This is a genomic window from Leeia sp., assembly GCF_041909055.1.
Taxonomy (GTDB): domain Bacteria; phylum Pseudomonadota; class Gammaproteobacteria; order Burkholderiales; family Leeiaceae; genus Leeia; species Leeia aquatica.
In genome coordinates, this window is record NZ_JAYREC010000003.1 from 211,957 (window position 1) to 235,225 (window position 23,269).

Sequence of the window (23,269 nt, forward strand, 5' to 3'; positions counted from 1 at the left end):
CACTACGCCGTCATCATGCGCCCGCTTCCGCTTACCCCCAGCCTGTTGTTCACCACCCTCGCCAGTCTGTTGCTCGGTTTTTGTTGCCTGTTTGTCGACCCCGGCTACTCTGCACTGGTGCAATACACCCTGGTGTTTGTCGGCCTGACCGCGCTGGTGTTTCTCACCCTGCTGGCACGCAGCTGGCTGGAACGCGAAACGCTGACCGATCTGCTGGCTGCGGCATTGTGCGTCGGCGGTACGGTGGTTGCTGTCGACGGGGCGCAACAGCTGCTCAGCGCCATGGGCTCAGCCCGCTTTGCCAACCAGCAGATTGCCGGCACCCTGATTCGCCAGCCGAATCTGTACGCCAGCATGCTGTTACTGGGCTGGACGGCAACCCTCTACCTGCTGCCCGCATTGCAAGTTCGCTGGTGGCGAATCGGTGGCTGGTTATTGGCGGCGCTGGTGTTCGGCTGCACCTTGCCGTTTACCGGCTCGCGCACCATGTTCATCAATCTGGTATTGCTCAGTGGCCTGGCGATTGCCGCGCTGATCCTGGGCCGTTATCAGCGGCAAAAGCACTTTGGGCTCAGCCTGCTGCTCGCCATGCTGCTGGCGCTGGTGTCGCAATTTACCTTGCCACCGGCGCTCGCCAAGTTGACCGGTGCCACCAACCGCAGCGTACTGCAACGCGTAGAGGCCGCAGGGGCCACCGCCAGCGCCCGCCTGCGTACCGACGAGTGGAAAAAGGCGGTGCAGGTGTGGCAGGTACACCCGCTCACCGGCGTCGGCACCGTACGCTTCCCTTACCATAGCTTTGTCCTGCAACAGCAGGCACCCTTCAACGAAATCCCACGCGAGCGACTGTACACCCACCCGCACAACCTGCTTTTCGAGGTGCTCGCCGAGCAGGGTCTGATCGGTCTGGGCTTGCTGCTCGGTTTTCTGTGGTGGTGGTCCATCCAGCAGGTGTGGCAGAAGATAGATAGCCCGCGCCTGCTGGGCTGTGCCGGGGTGCTGATCCTACTGACCCACAGCATGCTGGAATTTCCGTTGTGGTACTGGTATTTCCTGATCCCGTTCACCCTGCTGCTGGCGCTAAACGACGACAGCCGCTGGCATCTGCGCCTGTCGGTACCGGGTAGTGTGCTCCTGCTGGCGCCCGCACTTACCCTGCTGGGTTGGGGCGGTTATCAGCAATGGTTGGGCACACAGCAGATCAACGCCAGTTATCACGCTTACTTTACCTCACGCAATGTCAGCCAGTCCCGCCAGTTGGCCCGCCCGGCGCTGAATAACCCACTACTGTCGCTGGATGCGGAGATGCAGTACAGCTATGGCGATACCGCCAATCTGCGCACGCTGCCGGATACGCTGGCACGCAATACCCGCCTGCTGCGCTGGCGGCCTTTCGCCAGCGTGGTCTACCACCGCGCCTTGTTGCTGGCCCAGGCCGGCCAGTTGAAGGAAGCCCGTTTCTGGCTGGCTGCCGGTTTGCGCAACTACCCCAAGGATCGCGGCTATCTGGAAAACATGTACGTGCGCTCCGAGCCCACCCCGGCACTCAAGGCCTTCTATGCCGAATATCAGGTCGCCAGTCAGAAGCGGCTGGACGAGATCAAGGCTGAGGTGGCCGCCATCCAGCGCAAAAGAGCTGCGTCATTGAAGCCGCAGCCTGCTGCAGCAAGCGCGGCGTCGCAGCCTGCATCGCGCTGAGGTCCGCCGGGCCATCGGCGATGGAAAAGCAGCCTTGAAAACGTGCCTGTAGCGCCTCACGTGCCGCAGGGTCAATGCCACCTGACAGCAGGCTGACCGGCACCGGCTGGCGTTGTGCCCAAACGGCTACGCGCCAGGGCAGTTTGCCACCCAACGTTTGCAGGTCGCTACGCCCCTCCCCGGTCACCACCCAGTCGGCCCAGGCCAACTTGGCCTCGGCCCCCAGCTGCTGCAGCATCCAGTCGGCACCGGATTGCTGCCGGGCGCCCAGCAGCCGCAGCGCATAACCGATACCGCCCGCCGCCCCGCTTCCGGTGGCCGCACTGGCGGACCATCCCGCCCAGGCATCGCCCAGCGTGACCCAGTGACACATGGCCGCCTCCAGCGCCTCCTGTTGGGCGGGTTCGAAACCCTTTTGCCGGGCAAACACCCTGGTCGCCCCTTGTGGTCCGCACAAAGGGTTGTCCACATCGCTGAGCAGGGTCAGCGTGAGCTGCGCCAATCGGGGGTCCAGACTTCGGGTATCCAGTGTCTGCAGGGACAACAGGTCTTGCGCCGTGGGCCAAGCTGCGGCTGCTCGCGGCGTGAGCTGTGCGCCCAAGGCCACCAGCAGCCCCAGGCCACCGTCGTTGACACTGCTGCCGCCCAGCGCCACGCTGATGTGTGTGGCCCCCGCGTCCAGCGCCTGGCGAATCAGCAGCCCCACCCCGGCGCTACTGCGCTGCATCGGGTCAGTGTCGCCTGCCTGTGCCAAACCCACCACGGTGGCCACTTCAAGCAGCGCATGACGCTCGGACAGCCACAGTAGCGGTGCCTCCCATGGCTGCCCGCAGGCATCGACCACCGGCACGCGGTACTGCGGGCCACCCAACACTTGCGCCAGCACCTGCAGACTGCCCTCACCGCCGTCGGCCAGCGGCAGGCAGGCCACCTCGGCACCCGGGCAGACCTGTCGAACCCCAGCCGCCATCGCTTCCGCGACCAGCACGGCATCCAGCGAACCTTTGAAACTGTCCGGGCACAACAGCACACGCAAGGGCCGCATGGGGGTGCTCACGCGCTGGCCTGCAAGGCCTTTTCGATGTCCTGCTGCAAATCCTCGGGTTTGGTGGTGGGGGCATAGCGGTCCAGTACCTGACCATCACGCCCCACCAGGAATTTGGTGAAGTTCCATTTGATGCCTTCGGTACCCAGCACGCCGGGGGCAGAAGACTTGAGGAAGCGATATAGCGGGTGTGCACCGTCCCCATTCACCTCGATCTTGTCGAATACCGTAAAGCTCACCCCGTAGTTACGCTCGCAAAATGCACCAATCGCGCTGGCGTCCCCCGGCTCTTGCTTGCCGAACTGGTTGCAGGGAAAGCCCAGTACCACCAGCCCTTGGGCGGCGTAGCGCTCGTGCAGCACCTGCAGGCCAGCATACTGCGGGGTAAAGCCGCATTCGCTCGCGGTATTGACAATCAACAGCACCTGCCCGCGAAAGCGCGCCAGGTCCACAGTTTCACCACTCAAAGTCTGTGCCGAAAAATCGAAAGCAGTCGTCATGTTCGTCCTCCGGGGTTCGAAAATTCCGATTGTAGCGTGATCATGATCGCTGCAGTCTGCGCTGAATTGGCGCACAATGCATCCTTTTGTCTTGACCGCCTGCAGATGGTTGCTGATGCCCTGATCCTGTCCCTCGACTTTGGCACCCAAAGCGTGCGCGCCATGCTGTTTGATGCGCACGGCGCGGTTCATGGCAAGGCCCAGCTGGCGCTGAACGATTATCAGGCGCCACAGCCCGGCTGGATGGAACATGATGCCGACGGCTTCTGGCAAGTGCTGGGGGCAGTCTGCCAGCAGCTGTGGTCCAGCGCTGCGGCAGATGCACGCCACCGCCTGATCGGCATCAGCCTCACCACCCAGCGCGCCACCATGGTGGCCCTGGATGCCGAGGGTCAGGCCCTGCGCCCAGCCATCGTCTGGCCCGACCAGCGACGCGCCAATACCCTGCCACGTCTGCGCTGGCACTGGCGCAGCGCCTTCCGCCTGCTGGGGCTGCAGCACACAGTACAGTACTTCCACCGTGAGGCCGACTGCAACTGGCTGGCCGAACAGCAGCCCGAGCTGTGGTCACGCACGGCGCACTATCTGCTGCTGTCCGGTTTCCTGACCTGGAAACTGACCGGACACTTTCGAGACAGTACCGGCTGCCAAGTCGGCTATGTGCCTTATGACTTCAAGCATCACCGCTGGGCCGCTGCCTGGGACTGGAAATGGCAAGCTTTGCCCGCCTTGCGCCGCGAGCAGCTGCCCGAGCTGCTGCCACCGGGTAGTGTACTGGGTCACATCACGGACACCGCCTCCAGCCACACCGGCATTCCAGCCGGGCTGCCGTTGATTGCCGCCGCGGCCGACAAAGCCTGCGAGGTGCTGGGTAGTGGTGCCTTGCAACCGCATATCGCCTGCCTGTCGTTTGGTACCACCGCCACCATCAACACCACACAGACCCGCTACATCGAACCGCTGCGCTTCATCCCGCCCTACCCCGCGGCCATTCCGGATGCCTGGAATACCGAAATCCAGATCAGCCGCGGCTACTGGATGGTGAGCTGGTTCAAGGAAGAGTTTGGCCACCCGGAGCAAGCGCTGGCAGAAGAACTGGGGGTGACGCCGGAGCAGCTGTTTGAACACCTGGCCGATACCGCCGAACCCGGTGCCATGGGGCTGATGCTGCAGCCTTACTGGTCCCCCGGCGTCAAGCAGCCCGGCCCGGAGGCGCGTGGTGCCATCATCGGCTTTACCGACAGCCACAATCGCGCCCATCTGTATCGCGCCATTCTGGAGGGTTTGTCTTATGCCCTGCGGGAAGCCAAGGAGCGGATTGAGCAGCGCAGCGGTACCCGTATCACCGAATTGCGGATTGCCGGTGGTGGCTCGCAGAGCGATGCCGCCATGCAGCTGACGGCAGACATCTTCGGCCTGCCCGCCACCCGCCCCCGCCTGTACGAAGCCTCAGCGCTGGGTGCGGCCATGGTGGCGGCCGTCAGCCTCGGCCTGCATGCCGACCATGCGGCAGCGGTCAAGGCCATGTGCCAGCCAGGGCAGACCTTCCTGCCCGATCCCGCCCGGCAGCATCGTTACCAGCAGCTCTACCAGCGGGTCTACCGCCAGCTGTACAAGCGGCTGCAACCCCTCTACCGCGCGCTGTACGACATCAACCACTCGCAGTAAGCCATTGCCTAACACACGCAGAGCAGGACGCCACGCCGCAAAAGGTTGAACCTGTTTACATTATAGTCATCATTTTATATTATGCTCATCATTCAAAAGGAGGGCGGTGATGACACACTTACTGGCAGAAGTCATTGAGGCGCACGGTGGCATGGCGCGGTGGCAGGAGACAGCCCGAATCCGGGCCTCGGTTTCGGCGACAGGTGGCCTGTTTTCGGCCAAAGGGCACCCGGACACACTGGCCGATGTCGAAGTGGAAGTCAGCTGCCACCAGCCTCGTGCGATCTACACGCCATTCCCGGCGGTGGGTCAGACTGGCATTTTCCAGCCGTCCCGTGTCGCCATTATGAGCCACGATGACGCGGTGCTGTGTACCCGCACCCAGCCACGTGAGGCGTTTTCTGATCCCGCCGCATCCGCCAGCTGGGATGACCTTTCGCTACTCTATTTCGGCGGCTACGCCATCTGGAATTACCTGTGCGCGCCCTTCTTTCTCAGCGGGCCGGGCTTCACGGTCACGGAAGGGGATGGCTGGGAAGAGGAAGGTGAGCTGTGGCGGCGGCTGCAGGTCACCTTTCCCGAAGGCTTCCCCACCCACTCCAGGCAGCAGGTATTCTACGTGGATGAGGCACGTCAGCTGCGACGGCTGGATTATCAGGCTGACATCATGGGTGGCGTTCCAGTGGCACACTATATGTCTGCCCCTCAGGATTGCTCTGGCTTGCGCATCCCCACCCAGCGCCGGGCTTACCCGCGTGGCCCGGACAATCAGGCCAACAAGGCGCGCTGCGTGGTCGAAGTCACATTGTCCAACATTACCCTGGGATGCCACTGAATCCGGCATGCTGCAGGCACACAAGGAGTCGGCCCATGGCCCGCTATGACAAAGGACACAAGGCAACAACCCATCAGCGGGTGGTCCGGCTGGCGGCGCGCCGCTTTCGTGAGTCAGGATTGTCTGCAGTAGGCGTAGCCAGCTTGATGGGCGAGGCTGGACTGACCCACGGTGGTTTCTATGGGCATTTCCCATCGAAACAAGCCTTGATCCGTGAGGCACTGGTGTCGGCCTTGAGCGACACCCGCCAGCATCTGGAGAAAGTGGCCCACGCACAGGGTGGCCTCGCGGCCCTGCTACACGCCTACTTGGGTGCCGACCATCGGGACAACCCGGCAGATGGATGTGCCATTGCGGCATTGGCCGCTGAAGTCAGCCGGGAGCCCGAAGAGACCCGCGCCGCTTTTGCCGAACAAACCCAGGCATTGATAGCCTTGATCGAGTCACAGCTTCCACCCGCCACACAGCAGCAAGCGGGTCGGCCAGCCAAGGCGGTGCTGGCCACCATGCTGGGGACACTGTTGCTGGCCCGAACCACCACTGACCGCGCCGAGGCTGACGCCATGCTGGAGATCGGCATGCAGGCCGCCTTGCAACTGGGCCAGACCGGGGTACTGTCCTGAACCCGTAGCCCTGACTGCGGGTCAGGGCCGGAGTAGCCCGCCATGCGGGCCACGGTTCACGCTCAGGACTTGACCAGCATGGCGTTCTCAACCGCCCGTACGCCCGGGATGGCCCCCGCCAGGTCCAGTGCATGATTCAACTGCACATCAGAAGCCACCTCACCGCGCAGGGTGATGTTGCCGCCCCGTGCCTCCACCTGGATACTCTGGCCATCCAGCAAGGGATCGGCCTTGAAGGCTGCGCTGATCTGCTCGCTCAGCGCCTGGTCACTCGGCTGCGCCGGGCTGACCGCTGCCGGTGAGGCGGCAACCTCGGCGGGCATGGCAGCGACAGGGGCTACGGTGGCGGCTTTGCCGGTTTTGACCTTGGGCTTGTTGCTGGTCGCCCAGCCTGCACTGGCCAATGCCAGTGTCAGCACAGCAGACCATCCCAATACGGCTTTACGATTCCACATGCGTCATACTCCTTTTACTGAACACAAAAGCGCACCGAATCACGGTGCCACCCACCATTCAGCAAAGGGCATGCCAGCCCATGGCAATCATTTAAATTCAAAGGGTTAACCATCGGCCTGGACAGGGATCTTGCAGGACAAGCCTGCTGGCGTCGTCCCAGCCCGACAGGTCAAACCTCAACCGCTGCTGGCCTCGCCCAGCGTCTCCCCCCGGAACAGGCTGGGGGTCAGCGCATGGCGCTGCAGCAGACGGTAGAATTCAGTGCGGTTACGATCTGCCAGCTTGGCGGCTTCGGCGACATTGCCATCGGTCAGTTTCAGCAATTGAATCAAGTATTGCCGCTCGAATGCCTGTTTGGCTGCGGCATAGCTGAGGCTCTCCATGCTGGGCTGACGCAGTGCGCGCTGAACCAGCCCCAGCGGAATCAGGGGCGAAGTCGCCAGCGCGGACACCTGCTCCACCACATTGTAGAGCTGGCGGATATTGCCGGGCCACGGCGCGCTGACCAGCATCTCCATCCCTTCCGGCACAAACCCTTGCAGCAGTTTGTCGTAACGCTGCGACTGCTGCTGCAGGAAGTGGTTGGCCAGCAGCGGGATGTCTTCCCGCCGCGCGGACAGCGACGGCAGGTGCAGCGACACCACGTTGAGCCGGTAATACAGGTCCTCGCGGAACTGGCCTTGTTGCATGGCCTCGTCCAGATTGCGGTGGGTGGCGGAGAGGATGCGTACATTGATCTTGCGCGCCTGCGCCGCGCCAAGCGGGCGCACCGCCCGCTCCTGTAGCACCCGCAGCAATTTCACCTGCAAGGGCAAGGGCATGTCGCCAATCTCGTCAAGAAACAGGGTACCACCGTCGGCGGCCTGAAACAGCCCCTCGTGATCGCGTACCGCACCGGTAAACGAGCCTTTGACGTGGCCGAACAGCTCGGACTCCAGCAACGATTCCGGTATCGCCCCACAGTTCACTGCAATAAAAGGCGCACTGCGGCGCGGGCTGGCACGGTGCACTGCCTGCGCCAGCAGCTCCTTGCCGCTGCCGCTCTCGCCCTGGATCAGCACACTGGCGTCGCTCTGCGCCAGCAGGCGGGCCTCCGCCAGCAAGGTTTGCATCACCGCGCTGCGGCTGAGGATGCCGGCGCGCCAGCCTTCATCATCGCCCGCCGCCGGGGTGGGCAGCATGCTCATGGCGGCAGCCACCTTCTGCAGCAGCAACTTGCCGTCAAACGGCTTGCTCAGGTAGTCGAATACCCCGCGCTGTGCGGCATCCACCGCGTCCGGAATGCTGCCATGAGCGGTGAGCAGGATCACAGGTAAACCCGGGTGGCTGGCACGCACCAGCTCGAACAGCTGCATGCCATCCATGCCCGGCAGGCGGATGTCGCTGATCAGCAACTGCGGCAGGGACAGTGCCATTTGTGCCAGCGCCGCTTCGGCATGCTCGACGGCCACCACCTGATGCCCGGCAGTCTGCAGGCGTAGCGTCACCAGACGGCGCAGGTCAGGATCATCATCCACCAACAGGATATAGGGTGTGCTGCTCATCGGCTGGCCTCCGGTGTGGGTAGCGGTTTGGGGGCCAGGCTGCGTTCGATCGCCTTCATACCTTCCAGCTTGTCGTTCAACTGATCGGCCCGCTTTTTCTCGTCTTTCCACTGCGCATTCACACGGTCCACCTGTTCCTCCTGCTTGCGCTGTTGCTGCCACTGGGTTTGCAACACTTGCAGCAGGGGTCGCCAACTGGCGCTCTCCGCCCGTTTGAGCAATTCATCACCCTGCTGCACGGCACGCGCCAGGTCTCCCGGCCCTCGCAACTGCGACCACACCATGACTTGTTGTACCTGTACCGTTTCACTGCGTTTGAGCTCGCCCAGCCGTGTAGCCTCCTTGGCCAGCTCAGCCGGACTCATGCCCTGATAGCGCTGGTACAACACCAGCCACTCACGCAAGGCCTGATCCGCTTTTTGCTGGCGCTGTTGCTCGGCGCTCACCACCGGCGCCGCCGGGCGTCGGGGTGCCGCACAGGCATTGAGCAAACCACATGCCAGCAAGGCCGCCAGCAGACGGTTAATGTTCTGAATCATGATCATCAGGCAATTCAATCCGAAAATGCGCGCCCTGCGCGCTGGCTAACAAACGAACGCGGCCACCATGCAGCAGCACGCACTCGCGCACAATGGAAAGCCCCACCCCGCTGCCACGACCGGCATCGGTCGCCCGGTCCAGCGGTTGGCGCTGCCCCTGAAAGAAGGGATCAAAGATGCGGGCATGATCTTGCGGGTCCACACCGGGCCCTTGGTCAATACAGTCCAGCTGCAGCCAGGATCGTCCCTCTTGCTGCAGCCGGGTACCCACCATGCGGATCAACCCGCCCGGCGGGCTGAAGCGGATGGCATTCGAGAGCAGGTTGTCCCACAGCATGGCAAAGCGCGCCTCGTCCAGCGCCAGCTGCACATCCGGCACCATCAGTTCGACCCGTAACTGGCGTGACTGCAACGGCAGCACATGGCGGCGCAGCGCCGCCTCCAATGCGGCTTGCAGTGACACACCACGCCGTAGCGGGTCATGCCGGGTCGCGGCAGCTTGTAACTGCAGCAAGTCTTCGATCCGCCGCTGCAGCAGCAAGGTATTCTGCTGCAGGATGCTGACCACCTCACGCTGGGCAGCGCTCAGCTCGCCCACGCCATCTTCCGCCAGCAGGGCACTGCCCTCACGCAGCGACGCCAGCGGGGTTTTCAGCTCGTGTGACACATGGCGCAGTACCCGCGCCTGATCATCCTCCAGCGCCGCCAGACGCTGGCGCAGCCAGTCCAGCCTCTGCCCTAGCTGCAACAGGTCACGCGGGCCTTGCAACTGCACGGGGTCAGTCAAGCGGCCCTCTCCCAGCTGATGGATGGCGCGTTCCAGCTGCCGCACCGGGCGATTCAACCAGCGCCCCAAGCTCCCCGCCAGCAGGATCACCCCCAATAGCGCGGCGACAATCCAGACCAGCAGCTGCTGCCGCTCACGATCGAGCTGCTGGTCCTGCTGCTGTTGCCGCAGTGCCAGTGCTTGCTGGCTGGTGCGTGACACCGCCTGCATGGTTTCATCCATCTGCTGCAGCAAGGTCAGCAAGGGTCGCACCCGCTCCGGATGGCCACTGGCCGCAGGCAGATTGGCGTAGACCAGCCGTCCCAGCTGTAACCAGTGCTGCAAGGATTGATGCGCCGCCCCTTCCAGCGGCTGCAGCAGGCGTTGCGCACGCTGCTGGCTCTCCAGCCACTGTGCCCGGTAGTTCTGCAACAGGCTGGCATCATCCAGCAACAGATACTGGCGGGCGCTGCGCTCCAGCGCGACCCCCTGCATCAGCAATTGCTGCACGTCCTCCGTCACCTGCACGGCACGGCGGGTCAGTAGCCGGTTGCTGCTGACCTGGGTATCCAGCAACAGCAGGCTGCGCAGCAGCGCCAGGCTGGGCAACAAGGCCACCAGCAGCATGCTCAGCAGCAGGACCTGGCGAAAGGTAGGGTGTCGCCAGCGGAAAAAGCGGGAAGTCATCCTGCCTAGGGCAAGCCACCGGCCAGAAAGTTGCGCAACAGACTGTCGGGGCGACACGACAAAAACAGGCGCTCCTTCACAAGGATGGCAATCAATTCATTGATTAAAAAGGAAAATCCATTCTGGCACAGCGCTTGCAAGAGGGTGATCAACCCCCTTGGGGGTGCCTGGATATCCCCTGATTACTGCTAGGAGCTGACATGTTCAACAAGAACACCCCGACCCCATCCACCGAGCGTGATGTGCGTAACCCGCTGGGAGGCCGTCCGCTGCAGCAAAGCCCGCTCAACACGCCACCCGCCTCGCTGGTGGCGCAACCCGAAGCCCCGGTCAGCCCGGCGGAAACCGAGAGCGGCGCGCGTTTGATCGTCGGCCCCAATGTGAAGCTGAAAGGGGCGGAAATCCTCGACTGCGACACTCTGGTGGTGGAAGGACGGGTCGAGGCGACCATGGACAGCCGGGTGCTGCGCATCGCAGCCAATGGCTCGTTTTCCGGCAAGGTCAGCATCGACGTGGCGGAAATTCACGGCCAGTTTGATGGCGAACTGACAGCCCGCCAACAGCTGGTGATCCACGCCACCGGCAAGGTCAACGGCCAGCTGCGCTATGGCAAGTTGCTGGTGGAGGAAGGCGGCCAGCTGTCTGGCGATGTCCGCTCACTGTCGGCGGAGCCCGACAAGCCATTGTCGCGTCGGGACAGTGCAGAAATCAGCCCGCTGAAAGCGCTGGCCAGCGCGGCGGGTTAAGCCGCCTGCCGCAGGGTGGCGCCAGCCGGAGCCGCCCTGCCATTCCGCCAGAGCTAGGCGCGTTGGCCCAGGCGGAAAATCGCCACACTGCCGCGCCAATTCGGCCACCAGCGCACCAAGCGGCCTCGGTGCATCACCCGTTTGTCGAGCAGCCGGAAGCCCAGCTGGCCTGCCAGGTGATCAAAATCATTCACCGTGCAGAAGTGGATGTTCGGCGTGTCATACCACTGATAAGGGATCAGGTCGGACACCGGCATGCGCCCGCACAGGATCTGCCAGCGGTTCTGCCAGAAGCCGAAGTTGGGGAAGGACACGATACACTCGCGCCCGACCCGCGCCATTTCACGCAGGATACCTTCCACATCGTGCATGGACTGGATGGTGTGGCTGAGCAGCACATAGTCAAAACTGCCGCTCTCGAACATCGACAGCCCGCTCTCCAGATCGCTCTGGATCACATGCACGCCATTGTCGAGGCAAGCGGCGATATTGGCGTCGTCACGGTCCACACCGTAACCCGTCACCTGCCGTTCGCGCTGCAGCAGTGCCAGCAGGCTGCCATCACCACAGCCCAGGTCCAGCACGCGGCTGCCGGGCGCAATCTGTTCGGCAATCTGCAGGAATTCCGGTCGCAAGGTCAGCATCACACCCCCTCCGCCGCAATGCGGTCAAAATAGCGCCGCATCACGGCAAAGTATTGGGGATCGTCCATCAGGAAGGCATCGTGTCCGTGCACCGATCGAATCTCGGCATAGGTCACCGGCAGCCGGTTATCGGTCAGCGCCTTGACGATCTCGCGTGAGCGGTCCGGTGCAAAGCGCCAGTCCGAATCGAACGCGGCAATCAGGAAGGACGCCTTGGCACGCGACAAGGCGCGGCTGAGATTACCCTCGCCGTAGCGGCGAGCCGGGTCAAAGTAGTCCAGCGCCTTGGTCATCAACAGATAGGTATTGGCGTCAAAGTACCCGGCGAACTTGTCCCCCTGATAGCGCAGGTAGGATTCGATCTGGAACTCGACATCAAAGTTGTAGTTGAAACGCTCGCCGCGCAGCAGGCGGCCAAACTTGGAGCCCATGCCATCATCGGACAAATAGGTGATGTGGCCCAGCATGCGCGCCAGCCGCAGGCCACGGGTGGGCACCACGCCGTGGGCGTAATAGTCACCACCGTGGAAATCCGGGTCAGTGAGGATGGCTTGTCGGGCCACATCGTTGAACGCAATATTCTGTGCCGACAGGCGCGGTGCAGAAGCAATCACCACCGCATGGCGGATGCGCTCCGGGAAACTCATCGTCCACATCAGGGCCTGCATGCCCCCCAAGCTGCCACCCACCACTGCCGCCCACTGCGCAATTCCCAGTTGATCAGCAAGGCGTGCCTGGGAATCCACCCAGTCTTTCACCGTCACCAGCGGAAAGCGCGAGCCGAACGGGGTACCGGTTTCCGGATCGATCGTCGAGGGCCCGGTGGAGCCGTGGCAACCGCCCAGGTTGTTCAAGGCCACCACGAAGAAGCGCTCGGTATCAATCGGCTTGCCCGGCCCGATCATGTTGTCCCACCAGCCTGCCGCCTTGTCGTCCTCATGGTGCAAACCGGCGGCATGGTGATGGCCAGAGAGGGCATGGCAGATCAGCACCGCATTGCTGCGGTCTGCGTTCAATTCACCATAGGTCTCATACACCAGCTGGTAGCGGGGCACGGTCACCCCGCAGGTCAGCAGCAAGGGCTGATCAAACTGGGCAGTCTGCGGGACCACACAGCCCACCGAGCCGCCTTTATCCTGACTCATCCTGACTCCTTGGCCTGGCATGGTGGCCCGGCCTGAAATAAAAAACACCCGCAGGCATCGCGTGCGGGTGTTCTTGGATTCCGCAACGTGGCGGAACAGGATGACCCTACGCTTTAGCCCCATTTATAGCGCGCCGGCAAGCTGTCCCTTCAAATCCGCGCGGGATGCACAGGCATCCAATGGCATGAAATCTACGCGCACCCACCCCGCCCGTCAACCGCCGCCCGAGCGGGCACCATGCACGCCCAGACTGTTTTTTGGTAGTTTAATTACTTTGTTAGCGTAATAATAAAATAATAAAAACAACCGAGATACAAACAATCAATTGAAAAATAACAATAAAATAAAAATTCTCTGCTACTATCCACACCAAAATACAAAAATTAGCCACCTAAACATATTGCATTGCACAACAAATTTTGCTACATTAGCTCTGCACTCATGAGGTGCATGACGAAAGGAGCAACACCATGACAGACCTTGGCCTGCTTGCAGCCTATATGCTGATGCGCAACCGTCTGAACGAAGAACTGAACCCGGCCCCTGCACCGGAACCGGAGCAGGAACTGAGCCCGCTGTTCCTCAGCAATCCGAAGCGTCGCTGGCTGAGTCAGGACTGAACGCCGCTCGGCGCGCCTGATCCAGCAAAAAGCCCGCCAGATGGCGGGCCTGTTTTTTCCGGATGGCGACATCGTCACGCCGCTTCCAGCTGCTGGCGTCGTTGCCCCGGCGGCACCGGGTCAAACTTGGCCCATACCCGCCGAAAATCCCGTGCTGAACCAAAGCCCGCCAACTCCGCCACCTTCTCCACCGAGTGGCGCGGATTTTCCAGCAGCTGCCGGGCAAACGTAACCCGAATCTGCTGCTGGTAGTCCACCACCCCCACCCCGGCGTGCTGCCGGAACAACCGGGTCAGGTTACGCACACTCATGTGCACCTGCTCCGCCAACTCAGGCAGGGACCAGTGACGATCCGGCTTGCCACTGATCACATCCTGTATCTTGTGTACCGCAGGGTGCATGTGGTTACGGTGTGCAAGCCAAGGCGACAACTGCGGGTCCTGCCCGCTGCGCCGCAAATAGACCACCAAGTGCCGCGCGACCGCCTGCGCAATCTCAGGTCCGGCATGCTGCTCAATCAGGTACAGCGCCAGATCGATCCCCGCCGTCACGCCGGCGCTGGTCAGGATAGGGCCATCTTCAACAAAGATACGGTCATCTTCCACCCTGGCCAGCGGTGCCTGCAGGCGCAGCCGTTCCAGCAACGTAAAGTGGGTGGTACAGCGGCGGCCATTGAGCAGACCTGCACGCGCCAGCAACAATGCAGCCGAGCAGATGCTGGCCACCTGATGCCGCGAACCCACAGTGGATCGCAGCCAGTTCACCACCTGCTGCGCCTCGGGCAGCGCGTAATTAACGATGGACTGGGTCACGCCGCACAGCATCACCAGCGCTTGCTCCGGCAGATACGATGGCAGCGGGGACACCCCAGCCACCGGCAAACCCAGCGAGGAGGATACTTGCTCACTGGGGGCTACCCAATGCAGGTCGAATGGCGCCCCCTTGGCACAGGCCACACGAAACGCCTCCGCAGGCCCTGCCATGTCCAGCATCATGAATTGCGGTGTCAGCACAAAATACACCGGCACCCTGCCCATCGTACGCCCGTCTGCCACGTTGTCCTCCTATCCCGTTCTTGCCGGCGCCGGCTGACCACGCAGCAGGCTCCACAAACGCGCGCCCTGCAAATTGACCAGCAGGCCCGCCATCAGCAACACCACCCCACCCCATTGCTGGCCATTCAACTGCTCGCGGTACACCACCCACGCCGTAATCAGTCCCACCACCGGCACCAGCAAACTGAACGGTGCCACCTGGTTGGCGGGATAGCGCGCCAGCAAGCGACTCCACAAACCATAGCCCAGCAAGGTGGCCACCCAAGCCAGATAGGCCACGGCGAGCAGCGAAGGCCAGGAAAATCCGGTCAGGGCCGTCCGGATCGCCTCTGGGCCTTCAATCGCCAGCGACAAGCCGAGGAAGGGCAGCGGCGGTATCAGGCTGGCCCAGACCACAAAGGCAAACATGTTGACGGGGCCATGCTTGGCCACCTGCCGGGTGACAATATTGCCGCAGGCCCACATGCTGGCCGCACACAGGGTAAACAGGAAACCCAGCAGCGGCATGCCCAGACCGTGCGCCATGCCGATCAGCGCCAGCCCGCCCGCCGCCAGCAACAAGCCCAGCAGCTGGCTTGTACGCCAGCGCTCACCCAGCCACAGCAGGGACAGCAGCAGGGTAAAGAAGGCCTGCGATTGCAGCACCACCGAAGCCAGTCCCGTTGGCATGCCGACATGAATGGCGGAAAACAGGAAGCCGAACTGCCCCACGGAAATGGTCAGCCCATACAGGATATACAAGCGCCAGGGCAATTTCGGACGCGGCACAAACAGCACCGGCAACGCCGCCAGTACAAAGCGCAATGCGCCCAGCAGCAAAGGCGGCACCCCGTGCAGCCCGGCCTTGATGACTGCAAAATTGACACCCCAGACCAGCACGATCAAACCCGCCAGCCCGATATCCCGTGTACGCACTTTTCACCACCCTTCGTTTGTACCATACTGTGCATGTCAGCCCGGCTTGCACAACAGGAACAGCGGCTGGCAAATTCATCTGCACTGTACCGGCACAATCGACAGACAGTTTGCTACTGTGCCCCGACACGGCCCGTTGCCCTGGTTGATCCGGGTAAGCAGATGGTGAGGCAAGCGGACGGCCATCGCCATAGCCGTAACCGCCAGCGTGCGGACAAATCAAGCCAACGCATGCGCGCAGAAGGAGTAACCGTCATGCAGCTGCAGCTCCTCCCGGCACAAGACAGTGACTTTGAAACCCTGCTGGCCCTGCGCATTCGTGCCCTGCGCCCCAGCCTGGAGGCCCTTGGCCGCTTTGACCCACAGCGCGCCCGCGAGCGCTTTCGTCAGGCCTTTTCACCGGCCCGCACCCTGCGCATTGAGCTGGAAGGCAGCTGCATAGGCCTGATCACCGTAGATCGCAGCCAGGACCCGTGGGCATTGGAACAACTCTACCTTGATCCCAGCGCCCAGGGCTGCGGCATTGGCAGCCACCTGCTGCGACAGTTGCTACAGGAAGCAGACCAGGCTCAGGTCACCGTGCGGGTGGATGCACTACGCGGCAGTGACGCCAACCGCTTCTACCGGCAGCATGGCTTTGAACAGATTGGCGAAGGGGAGTGGGATATCCATTACCAGCGCCCCTTCCGCTTGCTGCATTAACCCGCGCTCAGCCCTGACGGAACAGCTCACTGTAGGCGTTCAGCGCAGGCACCCCGCCCAGGTGGGCATACAGCACCCGTGAACCCGCCGGGAAGAAGCCTTCTCGCACCAAGCCGATCAGGCCCTGCATGGATTTACCCTCATACACCGGGTCGGTCAGCATGCCTTCGAGGCGCGCACACAACCGGATGGCCTCCAGTGTACCCTCGCTGGGCAGGCCATATTCCGGCCCGGCAAAGCGCGGGTCCAGCACCACATCTTCCGCCGTAATCGGTACACCGAGCGCAACCCGATCCGCAGTTTGCTGGGCAATCCGCAAAATCTGCGCATGGGTCTTGTCCGGGGTGGCTGAGGCATCAATCCCGATCACGCGCCGGGCACGACCATCTGCCGCAAAACCCACCACCATGCCGGCCTGGGTGCTGCCGGTCACCGAGCACACCACAATGTAATCAAACTGGAAGCCCAGCGCGGCCTCTTGCGCCCGCACCTCTTCCGCAAAGCCCACAAACCCCAGCCCACCCAGGGGATGCTCGGAGCACCCCGCCGGAATCGGGAACGGCTTGCCCCCTGCCTCGCGCACTTCCTGCATGGCACGCTCCCAGCTGGGCCGGATGCCGATATCGAAGCCCGCCGGATCCAGCCGCACGTCCGCCCCCAGAATGCGGGAGAGCTGAATGTTGCCCACCTGGTCATAGCCCAGCTCGGCATAGTTCACCCATTTCTCCTGCACCAGCACACACTTCATGCCCAGATGCGCTGCCACAGCGGCGACTTGCCGGGTCTGGTTGGACTGAATGCCACCAATCGACACCAGCGTATCGCACCCCTCGGCCAAGGCCTGCGGGATCAGGTACTCCAGCTTGCGCGTCTTGTTGCCACCAAACGCCAGCCCGCTGTTGCAATCCTCACGCTTGGCATACAACGACACCGCCCCGCCCAAGTGCTGGCTCAAGCGCTGCAGCGGGTGAATCGGTGATGGCCCGAACGTAAGCGGGTAACGTGGAAATGCGGACAGGTTCATCAGCTTGCCTCCAAAGGGTTATCAGGTACCGCAGGGTTCGCTGCGGTGACCAAACCATTGTAAGCAAAGCCAAAAAGCACTACATTGCAAAAAAATCCACACCTGCAAAACAATGAAACATCAAAAAATAATTTGAATTATTAATATTCTTACAATTCACTAAAAAGCAGAATAAAATTAATGACAAACCCTGCCAAACCCACTACCACGCCGCTGGACCGTATCGACCGCGCCATTCTGCGCCACCTGCAACGAGATGCATCACTCTCCAACGTGGAGCTGGCGCAGCGCGTCAACCTCAGCCCGCCCGCTTGTCTGCGGCGGGTAGAGCGCCTGAAACAAAGCGGGCTGATCCGTGGCGTGGTTGCCCTGCTGGATGCCAAGGCGCTGGATGCGGGCATGCTGGTGATGATCGGCGTGGTACTGGACCGCTCCACGCCAGAGTCGTTTACCGAGTTTGAAAAAGCGGTGGTCAAGGTCTCTGGCTGCATGGAATGCCACGTCACCACCGGTGAATTCGACTACTTCATGCTGATCCGCACCCGCGACAACGACAGCTTCAACCGCCTGCACGCCGAACAGCTGCTGCACTTGCCCGGCGTACGGCAGATCCGCTCCTTCATCGTGCTCAAGCAGGTGCTGTCCACCACCCAGCTGCCGCTGTAAGCCCCTACTCGCGCTGGCGGGAATCCAGCCACAGGGTGACCGGGCCGTCGTTTTGCAACGATACCTGCATGTCGGCGCCAAACACCCCAGTCGGAACCGGACGGCCCAGCCGTTCGGAAAGGGTGCGGACAAAGGCATCAAACAGCGGACGGGACACCTCCGGTGGCGCGGCGCGGCTCCAGGACGGCCGATTGCCTTTCTTGACCGATGCATACAGGGTGAACTGGCTCACCGCCAGCATCTGGCCGCCGACTTCCAGTGCGGAGCGGTTCATCACCCCCTCTGCATCTGAAAACAGCCGCAGGTTGACCAGCTTCTGGGTCAACCAGTCGATGTCGTCTGGCTGGTCATCCGCGGTGACCCCGACCAGCAGCAGGTAGCCCATGCCAATCGCCCCGACCACTTCACCTTCCACGCTGACTGCCGCCTGCTTCACCCGCTGTAATGTCACCCGCACCGCCATGCTCCCGGCAAAAGCCCCATGCTACCACGCTGGCCGTACAGGCTACGCGCTGGCCAGCAGCTGCTAGAATGAAGCATTCCCTGCCGCTGGAGCTGGCCCATGAATGCGCCTCGAGAAGCCTTTGTGCTGTGTAGCCAGCCTGGCGGCCTGCACCGTGTGCATTACTACGAGTGGGGCGACCCGGCCAACCCGCGCGTGTTGCTGTGTGTGCACGGGGTCACCCGCAACGGGCTGGATTTCCGCTATCTGGCCGAGGCCCTGAGTGCGGATTACCGGGTAGTCAGTGTGGATGTTGCCGGACGTGGGCTGAGCGACTGGTTGCCCGAAGCCAGCCTGTATGCGGTGCCGCAGTATGTGGCCGACCTGGTGACGGTGATTGCCCGGCTGGGGGTCGAGCGGGTGGACTGGCTGGGGACGTCAATGGGCGGGCTGATCGGCATGGCGCTCGCCAGCCTGCCGGGTAACCCGATTGCCCGGCTGATGCTCAACGATGTCGGCCCCTTGATCTCCGCCGTGTCTATCAACCGTATTGCCGAATACATTGGCAAAGAGCCGGTGTTTCCGGACCTCGCTGCCGCCGAAGCGCATATCCGGCGCGTCTCGACCCCCTTTGGCGCACTCAGTGATGCGCAGTGGCGTGATTTCACCCTCAGCAGCGTGCGCCCTCATCCGCAGGGCGGCTTTGTGATGCGCTACGATCCCAAACTGGCAGAGAGCTTTCAGGCGCTGGTGGGCGGCAACGATATTCCACTGTGGCCACTATATGAGCAGATTCACTGCCCGACACTGGTGATCCGTGGTGCCGAATCGGACTTGCTGAGCCGTGAGACGGTGCAACACATGCAGGCATGTGGCCCCCGGGCCGAAGCGGCGGAAATCGCCGGAGTGGGGCATGCGCCGATGTTTCACGATGCCGCCCAGATCGGTGTGGTCCAGCATTTCCTGCAGCACACCCCTGTGCCGGTTTGATGTCCGAAAACAGTGAGCGGGGCGCGGCAGGCACGCGCATAATGGGCTCATGCTGCTCGATCCTGACCACTGCTATCACGCCCTGTTGAGCCACGACCATCGCTTTGATGGCCAGTTCTACATAGGCGTCACCTCCACCCGGGTGTACTGTCGCCCGGTGTGCCGGGTGAAAACGCCCAAGCTGGCTAACTGCCGTTTTTATCCCAGTGCGGCAGCGGCAGAGGCCGCTGGTTTTCGCCCCTGCCGTCGCTGCCGCCCGGAGCTGGCACCCGGCAAATCAACGATGGACAGTGCCGCCCGGCTTGCCATCCTCACCGCCCGCCGGATCGAGGCGGGTGATCTGAGCCAGATGCGCCTGCCCGAGCTGGCGGCACAACTGGGGGTGAGTGATCGTCACCTGCGGCGGGTGTTTCAGGAAGAGTACGGCGTTAGTCCCAATGCCTACGCCCAGACCCAACGCCTGCTGCTGGCCAAGCGCCTGTTGACCGACAGCACGCTGCCGGTCACCGAGGTGGCTCTGGCCAGTGGCTTTGGCAGCCTGTCGCGCTTCAACAGCCTGTTTCGCAGCTGCTACCGCATGGCGCCCAGCGACTTGCGACAGCAGCCGGTACAAGATACTGCACCGGACGCGCCATTGCGCTTTGAGCTCAGCTACCGCCCGCCCTATGACTGGGCCACCCTGCGGGACTTTCTGTCCCACCGCTGCATTCCCGGTGTCGAACATTGGGAGGGAGAGGTCTACCGTCGCAGTGTACGGTTGGAATACCAAGGGCAGACACACCAAGGCTGGCTGCAGGTGCAGCCCATGCCAGGCCGCCCCAGCCTGCTGCTGCAACTGGGGCCCGGGCTGGCGCGCGCCATCCCGCCGGTATTGATTCGGGTCCGTCAGCTGTTCGATCTGTGTTGCAACCCGGACGAGATTGATGCCGTGCTCGGCACGCTGGCCGAAAACCAGCCCGGCATGCGAGTGCCGGGCAGTTTTGATGGGTTTGAACTGGCGGTGCGTGCCATCCTCGGCCAGCAGGTGATGGTGAAAGCCGCGCGTACCTTGGTCACCCGGCTGGTGGCCCGTCTCGGCGACCCACTGCCGGATGCCGGGCCGGTAACCCACCTGTTCCCCAGCGCGGCCACGGTGGCCGCCACCGCACCCGAGGTACTGGGTGAGCTGGGCATCCTGCGGCGGCGCAGTGCCTGCCTGATCGCGCTGGCGGAACAGGTGGCGAATGGGCAATTACTGCTGCGCCCCGGCGGCGACCTGCCGCGTACCCTGCAGCAATTGCAAGCCATTCCCGGCATCGGGCCGTGGACTGCGCAGTACATCGCCATGCGCGCCTTGAGCTGGCCAGATGCTTTTCCGGCGGCCGATGTCGGCCTGTACCAAGCATTGGGCTGCCGCGACGCCCGCCAGACGGAGCAAATCAGCCAAGCCTGGCGACCGTGGCGTGCTTACGCCGTCATGCACCTGTGGCACCGCCATGCAGACCACTGAAACGATCTGGCAATGCGTGTGGCCCAGCCCCTTGGGCGAGATGCTGCTGCGCTGCAGTGCGCAGGGGCTACGCGGTGTATGGTTCATCGGACAGCGCTATTTTCCGGCCGATGCCAACGCCTTCGCCACTACGCCGGGGCATGCGCTTCTGCACGAAACACAGCAACAGCTGACGGCATATTTTGCGGGCGAGCTGCAGCAGTTCACGCTACCGCTGGACCCGCTTGGCACCCCGTTTCAGCACCGGGTGTGGCAAGGCATTGCCCGCATCCCGTATGGACACACCTGCAGCTATGGCGAACTGGCCGCCGCACTCGGTCGCCCCACCGCTGCACGTGCGCTGGGCCATGCCACCGGGCAAAACCCTTTATCGCTGCTCATTCCTTGCCATCGTCTGCTCAGCAAGCAGGGGCAGCTCACTGGCTACGCCGGGGGACTGCCTCGCAAGCAAGCCCTGCTGCAACTGGAACACACCACCCTGAGGACACACCATGCCACTGCGCAGCCTGATTGACCTGTTCCTGCTGGCCGCTTTATGGGGGGCATCATTTTTGTTCATGCGCGCCACCGCGCCACTGTTTGGCCCCATTGCGCTGATTACCTTGCGGGTTTGCATCGCCAGCCTGTTCCTGCTGCCCTTGCTGCTGATGCAGGGCGGTGGCAGCGCGCTACGGCAGCATCCGTTCCGTCTGCTACTGGCTGGGCTGATTAATACCGCCATCCCCTTCGTGCTGCTGGCCTACGCCACCCTGTCACTGACTGCTGGGTTTGCTGCGGTGTTAAATGCCACGGCACCGATGTGGGGCGCGCTGCTCGGCTACCTGCTGTGGCAGGAGCCACTGGCGCGCAGTCGCTTGCTGGGATTGCTGGTCGGCTTTTCCGGCGTGGCCTTGCTGGTGTGGGATAAAGTGTCGTTCAAGCCCGGTGGCAGCGGGCTGGCAGTGGTAGCCGGGCTGGCGGCCACCTTCTGCTACGGCTTGGCCTCACACTTGGTCAAACGTCAGCTGGCGGGTGTCCGCCCATTGGCGGTGGCCTGTGGCAGCCAGTTGGGCGCCGCACTCTGCCTGCTGCCGCTGGCACTCTGGCAGTGGCCAGCAGTTCACGCCAGCACAGCGCAGTGGGGGCAGGTGGTGATGCTGGGCGTGGGTTGTACCGGTATTGCCTACATCCTTTATTTTCGCCTGCTGAGTCAGGTCGGGGTAGCGCGCGCCTTGGCCGTCACCTACCTGATTCCGTTGTTTGGCATCCTGTGGGGCTATCTGTTGCTGCATGAGACGGTGACGCTGCGCATGCTGCTGGGCGGGCTGGTGATCCTGCTCGGGGTGGCACTGGCTACTGGCGTGCTGCCTCGGGCCAGACCGGCAAGCCCTCGTTAATCTGCGTACAATGGCGGCATGAATGACACCTTGCTGCCGCCTTATGCGGACCTGACCCCGGACCGGGTACTGGATGCAGTCGAAAGCCTGGGCCTGCGTTGTAGCGGCCACCAGCTGGCGCTGAACAGTTTCGAGAATCGCGTCTACCAGATTGGCATGGAAGAAGGTCCGCCGCTAGTGGCCAAATTCTACCGCCCGGCACGCTGGAGCGACGACGCCATCCTGGAAGAGCACGCCTTCAGCCAGCAACTGGCCGAACAGGAAATCCCGGTGGTCGCGCCACTCCTGCTGCAAGGCCGCACGCTGCATGCGTTTGAAGGCTTCCGCTTTGCCCTGTTCCCGCGACGTGGCGGCCGTGCGCCGGAGCTGGACCAGCCCGACACCCTGGTCTGGATGGGCCGCTTTCTGGGGCGCATCCATGCGCTGGGGCGTCTGCAGCCCTACCAGCACCGCCCGCGGCTGGACCTCGACAGCTTTGGTCATCAGGCGCGGGACAGCCTGCTGCAGCATGCCGAGTTGCCCCCCGAATTGCTCCAGCCGTGGCGGAGCGTGGTCGATCAGGCGCTGGAAGGCGTAGCCGCTTGTTATGCCCGCGCCGGTGACCTCACCCTGCTGCGCCTGCATGGCGACTGCCACGCCGGGAATGTGCTGTGGACCGATGCCGGACCGCACTTTGTCGATTTTGACGACAGCCGCATGGGCCCTGCGCTGCAGGACCTGTGGATGCTGCTCTCGGGCGACCGTGCCCAGATGCAATCACAGCTGCTGGACGTGCTGGCCGGGTATGAAGACTTCTGTGAATTCGACCCGGCGGAACTGCATCTGCTGGAAGCGCTGCGCACCCTGCGCCTGATCCACTACAGCGCCTGGCTGGCCCAGCGCTGGCACGACCCCGCCTTCCCTGCCGCCTTCCCCTGGTTCAATACCCAGCGCTACTGGGAAGAGCGCATTCTGGAGTTGCGCGAACAAATCGCGGCGATGCAGGAAGGTCCGCTGGTGGTGTAAGCATCCCGCCCCACCCAGTCGAGCCATTGCCCGCCCGCCGTGGTCAGAACGCGTTGGTTTGATCCGCATCAAGCCCCCTGTCCGCCAGG

The 23,269-nt window shown here is 62.9% G+C and carries 25 protein-coding genes; 13 read left to right on the forward strand and 12 right to left on the reverse strand.

Going from position 1 to position 23,269, the window contains the following annotated elements; all coding sequences use genetic code 11:
- The first annotated feature begins 15 nt into the window (after nt 1-15).
- Complete coding sequence (locus ACE3O2_RS09850; protein ID WP_374337042.1) at nt 16-1,698, forward strand: Wzy polymerase domain-containing protein; 1,683 nt, start codon at nt 16-18, stop codon at nt 1,696-1,698.
- Here the strand turns inward: ACE3O2_RS09850 and ACE3O2_RS09855 are convergent.
- Together ACE3O2_RS09855 and ACE3O2_RS09860 are read right to left on the reverse strand one after the other, a co-directional pair.
- Nucleotides 1,601-2,755: a glycerate kinase gene (locus ACE3O2_RS09855; protein ID WP_374337044.1), complete on the reverse strand. Its 1,155-nt coding sequence runs from the start codon at nt 2,753-2,755 to the stop codon at nt 1,601-1,603. The genes ACE3O2_RS09850 and ACE3O2_RS09855 overlap by 98 nt on opposite strands.
- Nucleotides 2,752-3,243 carry a glutathione peroxidase gene (locus ACE3O2_RS09860; RefSeq protein ID WP_374337046.1) on the reverse strand — a complete coding sequence of 164 codons (492 nt, stop codon included), beginning with the start codon at nt 3,241-3,243 and terminating at the stop codon, nt 2,752-2,754. The genes ACE3O2_RS09855 and ACE3O2_RS09860 overlap by 4 nt, the downstream gene beginning before the upstream one ends.
- Before the next feature lie 105 nt (nt 3,244-3,348).
- On the opposite strand from ACE3O2_RS09860, the gene ACE3O2_RS09865 reads away from it, so the two are divergent.
- The 3 genes from ACE3O2_RS09865 (at nt 3,349) to ACE3O2_RS09875 (ending at nt 6,369) form a co-directional block, all read left to right on the forward strand.
- Nucleotides 3,349-4,911: an FGGY-family carbohydrate kinase gene (locus ACE3O2_RS09865; RefSeq protein WP_374337048.1), complete on the forward strand. Its 1,563-nt coding sequence runs from the start codon at nt 3,349-3,351 to the stop codon at nt 4,909-4,911.
- 109 nt (nt 4,912-5,020) lie between these two features.
- Complete coding sequence (locus ACE3O2_RS09870; RefSeq protein WP_374337050.1) at nt 5,021-5,746, forward strand: hypothetical protein; 726 nt, start codon at nt 5,021-5,023, stop codon at nt 5,744-5,746.
- Between the two features lie 35 nt (nt 5,747-5,781).
- Nucleotides 5,782-6,369, forward strand: coding sequence for a TetR/AcrR family transcriptional regulator (locus ACE3O2_RS09875; protein WP_374337052.1), 588 nt, complete (start codon nt 5,782-5,784; stop codon nt 6,367-6,369).
- Nucleotides 6,370-6,431: 62 nt separating this feature from the next.
- Here the strand turns inward: ACE3O2_RS09875 and ACE3O2_RS09880 are convergent, their stop codons facing one another.
- The 4 genes from ACE3O2_RS09880 to ACE3O2_RS09895 all read right to left on the reverse strand — a co-directional run bounded on the left by ACE3O2_RS09880 (nt 6,432) and on the right by ACE3O2_RS09895 (nt 10,361).
- The gene (locus ACE3O2_RS09880; protein ID WP_374337054.1) at nt 6,432-6,824 is read right to left on the reverse strand and encodes a BON domain-containing protein; all 393 of its coding nucleotides are present in this window, start codon (nt 6,822-6,824) and stop codon (nt 6,432-6,434) included.
- Between the two features lie 177 nt (nt 6,825-7,001).
- Nucleotides 7,002-8,369 carry a sigma 54-interacting transcriptional regulator gene (locus ACE3O2_RS09885; RefSeq protein WP_374337056.1) on the reverse strand — a complete coding sequence of 456 codons (1,368 nt, stop codon included), beginning with the start codon at nt 8,367-8,369 and terminating at the stop codon, nt 7,002-7,004.
- Complete coding sequence (locus ACE3O2_RS09890; protein ID WP_374337059.1) at nt 8,366-8,908, reverse strand: hypothetical protein; 543 nt, start codon at nt 8,906-8,908, stop codon at nt 8,366-8,368. The genes ACE3O2_RS09885 and ACE3O2_RS09890 overlap by 4 nt, the downstream gene beginning before the upstream one ends.
- Complete coding sequence (locus ACE3O2_RS09895) at nt 8,892-10,361, reverse strand: ATP-binding protein (RefSeq protein WP_374337061.1); 1,470 nt, start codon at nt 10,359-10,361, stop codon at nt 8,892-8,894. Before ACE3O2_RS09895 ends, ACE3O2_RS09890 begins: the two co-directional genes overlap by 17 nt.
- Nucleotides 10,362-10,561: 200 nt before the next feature.
- Here ACE3O2_RS09895 and ACE3O2_RS09900 point away from each other — a divergent pair, with 200 nt between their 5' ends.
- Nucleotides 10,562-11,107 (forward strand): polymer-forming cytoskeletal protein, encoded by a 546-nt coding sequence (locus tag ACE3O2_RS09900; RefSeq protein WP_168877889.1) that lies wholly within the window; start codon nt 10,562-10,564, stop codon nt 11,105-11,107.
- Nucleotides 11,108-11,160: 53 nt separating this feature from the next.
- On the opposite strand, the gene metW is transcribed toward ACE3O2_RS09900, so the two are convergent.
- Together metW and ACE3O2_RS09910 are read right to left on the reverse strand one after the other, a co-directional pair.
- On the reverse strand, nt 11,161-11,751 hold the full coding sequence (gene metW / locus ACE3O2_RS09905) for a methionine biosynthesis protein MetW (protein WP_374337064.1): 591 nt from the start codon (nt 11,749-11,751) through the stop codon (nt 11,161-11,163).
- A complete protein-coding gene (locus ACE3O2_RS09910) occupies nt 11,751-12,896 on the reverse strand; it encodes a homoserine O-acetyltransferase (protein WP_374337066.1) in 1,146 nt (381 codons plus the stop codon). The genes metW and ACE3O2_RS09910 overlap by 1 nt, the downstream gene beginning before the upstream one ends.
- A gap of 470 nt (nt 12,897-13,366) precedes the next feature.
- Between ACE3O2_RS09910 and ACE3O2_RS09915 the strand changes: the two genes are divergently transcribed.
- Nucleotides 13,367-13,516 (forward strand): hypothetical protein, encoded by a 150-nt coding sequence (locus ACE3O2_RS09915; protein ID WP_168877892.1) that lies wholly within the window; start codon nt 13,367-13,369, stop codon nt 13,514-13,516.
- A gap of 74 nt (nt 13,517-13,590) precedes the next feature.
- On the opposite strand, the gene ACE3O2_RS09920 is transcribed toward ACE3O2_RS09915, so the two are convergent.
- Both ACE3O2_RS09920 and ACE3O2_RS09925 read right to left on the reverse strand, forming a co-directional pair.
- Nucleotides 13,591-14,571: a GlxA family transcriptional regulator gene (locus ACE3O2_RS09920; RefSeq protein WP_374337068.1), complete on the reverse strand. Its 981-nt coding sequence runs from the start codon at nt 14,569-14,571 to the stop codon at nt 13,591-13,593.
- Between the two features lie 9 nt (nt 14,572-14,580).
- Nucleotides 14,581-15,486 carry an EamA family transporter gene (locus tag ACE3O2_RS09925; protein WP_374337070.1) on the reverse strand — a complete coding sequence of 302 codons (906 nt, stop codon included), beginning with the start codon at nt 15,484-15,486 and terminating at the stop codon, nt 14,581-14,583.
- A gap of 255 nt (nt 15,487-15,741) precedes the next feature.
- Here ACE3O2_RS09925 and ACE3O2_RS09930 point away from each other — a divergent pair, with 255 nt between their 5' ends.
- Complete coding sequence (locus ACE3O2_RS09930) at nt 15,742-16,188, forward strand: GNAT family N-acetyltransferase (protein ID WP_168877894.1); 447 nt, start codon at nt 15,742-15,744, stop codon at nt 16,186-16,188.
- Between the two features lie 7 nt (nt 16,189-16,195).
- On the opposite strand, the gene ACE3O2_RS09935 is transcribed toward ACE3O2_RS09930, so the two are convergent.
- Nucleotides 16,196-17,212 (reverse strand): 1-aminocyclopropane-1-carboxylate deaminase, encoded by a 1,017-nt coding sequence (locus tag ACE3O2_RS09935; RefSeq protein WP_374337073.1) that lies wholly within the window; start codon nt 17,210-17,212, stop codon nt 16,196-16,198.
- Nucleotides 17,213-17,392: 180 nt separating this feature from the next.
- On the opposite strand from ACE3O2_RS09935, the gene ACE3O2_RS09940 reads away from it, so the two are divergent.
- Nucleotides 17,393-17,878, forward strand: a complete 486-nt coding sequence (locus tag ACE3O2_RS09940; RefSeq protein ID WP_374337075.1) for an Lrp/AsnC family transcriptional regulator — start codon at nt 17,393-17,395, stop codon at nt 17,876-17,878.
- 4 nt (nt 17,879-17,882) lie between these two features.
- Here ACE3O2_RS09940 and dtd read toward each other — a convergent pair whose 3' ends face one another.
- On the reverse strand, nt 17,883-18,335 hold the full coding sequence (dtd, locus tag ACE3O2_RS09945; RefSeq protein WP_374337077.1) for a D-aminoacyl-tRNA deacylase: 453 nt from the start codon (nt 18,333-18,335) through the stop codon (nt 17,883-17,885).
- 105 nt (nt 18,336-18,440) lie between these two features.
- Here dtd and ACE3O2_RS09950 point away from each other — a divergent pair, with 105 nt between their 5' ends.
- The 5 genes from ACE3O2_RS09950 to ACE3O2_RS09970 are packed head-to-tail and all read left to right on the forward strand — an operon-like array spanning nt 18,441 to nt 23,180.
- A complete protein-coding gene (locus ACE3O2_RS09950; protein ID WP_374337080.1) occupies nt 18,441-19,310 on the forward strand; it encodes an alpha/beta fold hydrolase in 870 nt (289 codons plus the stop codon).
- 49 nt (nt 19,311-19,359) lie between these two features.
- Nucleotides 19,360-20,799, forward strand: a complete 1,440-nt coding sequence (locus tag ACE3O2_RS09955; protein ID WP_374337082.1) for an AlkA N-terminal domain-containing protein — start codon at nt 19,360-19,362, stop codon at nt 20,797-20,799.
- Nucleotides 20,786-21,313 carry a methylated-DNA--[protein]-cysteine S-methyltransferase gene (locus tag ACE3O2_RS09960; RefSeq protein ID WP_374337084.1) on the forward strand — a complete coding sequence of 176 codons (528 nt, stop codon included), beginning with the start codon at nt 20,786-20,788 and terminating at the stop codon, nt 21,311-21,313. The genes ACE3O2_RS09955 and ACE3O2_RS09960 overlap by 14 nt, the downstream gene beginning before the upstream one ends.
- Nucleotides 21,291-22,175: a DMT family transporter gene (locus ACE3O2_RS09965; RefSeq protein ID WP_168877901.1), complete on the forward strand. Its 885-nt coding sequence runs from the start codon at nt 21,291-21,293 to the stop codon at nt 22,173-22,175. The genes ACE3O2_RS09960 and ACE3O2_RS09965 overlap by 23 nt, the downstream gene beginning before the upstream one ends.
- An 18-nt stretch (nt 22,176-22,193) precedes the next feature.
- Nucleotides 22,194-23,180, forward strand: a complete 987-nt coding sequence (locus ACE3O2_RS09970) for a serine/threonine protein kinase (protein WP_374337086.1) — start codon at nt 22,194-22,196, stop codon at nt 23,178-23,180.
- Nucleotides 23,181-23,269: the final 89 nt, after the last annotated feature.

Excerpts from the sequence above, each read along its gene's own strand:
- ACE3O2_RS09850 (WP_374337042.1), top strand. The coding sequence starts at position 16 with ATGCGCCCGCTTCCGCTTACCCCCAGCCTGTTGTTCACCACCCTCGCC.
- ACE3O2_RS09860 (WP_374337046.1), bottom strand. The coding sequence starts at position 3,243 with ATGACGACTGCTTTCGATTTTTCGGCACAGACTTTGAGTGGTGAAACT.
- ACE3O2_RS09865 (WP_374337048.1), top strand. The coding sequence starts at position 3,349 with ATGGTTGCTGATGCCCTGATCCTGTCCCTCGACTTTGGCACCCAAAGC.
- ACE3O2_RS09870 (WP_374337050.1), top strand. The coding sequence starts at position 5,021 with ATGACACACTTACTGGCAGAAGTCATTGAGGCGCACGGTGGCATGGCG.
- ACE3O2_RS09875 (WP_374337052.1), top strand. The coding sequence starts at position 5,782 with ATGGCCCGCTATGACAAAGGACACAAGGCAACAACCCATCAGCGGGTG.
- ACE3O2_RS09880 (WP_374337054.1), bottom strand. The coding sequence starts at position 6,824 with ATGTGGAATCGTAAAGCCGTATTGGGATGGTCTGCTGTGCTGACACTG.
- ACE3O2_RS09885 (WP_374337056.1), bottom strand. The coding sequence starts at position 8,369 with ATGAGCAGCACACCCTATATCCTGTTGGTGGATGATGATCCTGACCTG.
- ACE3O2_RS09890 (WP_374337059.1), bottom strand. The coding sequence starts at position 8,908 with ATGATTCAGAACATTAACCGTCTGCTGGCGGCCTTGCTGGCATGTGGT.
- ACE3O2_RS09895 (WP_374337061.1), bottom strand. The coding sequence starts at position 10,361 with ATGACTTCCCGCTTTTTCCGCTGGCGACACCCTACCTTTCGCCAGGTC.
- ACE3O2_RS09900 (WP_168877889.1), top strand. The coding sequence starts at position 10,562 with ATGTTCAACAAGAACACCCCGACCCCATCCACCGAGCGTGATGTGCGT.
- metW (WP_374337064.1), bottom strand. The coding sequence starts at position 11,751 with ATGCTGACCTTGCGACCGGAATTCCTGCAGATTGCCGAACAGATTGCG.
- ACE3O2_RS09910 (WP_374337066.1), bottom strand. The coding sequence starts at position 12,896 with ATGAGTCAGGATAAAGGCGGCTCGGTGGGCTGTGTGGTCCCGCAGACT.
- ACE3O2_RS09915 (WP_168877892.1), top strand. The coding sequence starts at position 13,367 with ATGACAGACCTTGGCCTGCTTGCAGCCTATATGCTGATGCGCAACCGT.
- ACE3O2_RS09930 (WP_168877894.1), top strand. The coding sequence starts at position 15,742 with ATGCAGCTGCAGCTCCTCCCGGCACAAGACAGTGACTTTGAAACCCTG.
- ACE3O2_RS09935 (WP_374337073.1), bottom strand. The coding sequence starts at position 17,212 with ATGAACCTGTCCGCATTTCCACGTTACCCGCTTACGTTCGGGCCATCA.
- ACE3O2_RS09940 (WP_374337075.1), top strand. The coding sequence starts at position 17,393 with ATGACAAACCCTGCCAAACCCACTACCACGCCGCTGGACCGTATCGAC.
- ACE3O2_RS09950 (WP_374337080.1), top strand. The coding sequence starts at position 18,441 with ATGAATGCGCCTCGAGAAGCCTTTGTGCTGTGTAGCCAGCCTGGCGGC.
- ACE3O2_RS09955 (WP_374337082.1), top strand. The coding sequence starts at position 19,360 with ATGCTGCTCGATCCTGACCACTGCTATCACGCCCTGTTGAGCCACGAC.
- ACE3O2_RS09960 (WP_374337084.1), top strand. The coding sequence starts at position 20,786 with ATGCAGACCACTGAAACGATCTGGCAATGCGTGTGGCCCAGCCCCTTG.
- ACE3O2_RS09965 (WP_168877901.1), top strand. The coding sequence starts at position 21,291 with ATGCCACTGCGCAGCCTGATTGACCTGTTCCTGCTGGCCGCTTTATGG.
- ACE3O2_RS09970 (WP_374337086.1), top strand. The coding sequence starts at position 22,194 with ATGAATGACACCTTGCTGCCGCCTTATGCGGACCTGACCCCGGACCGG.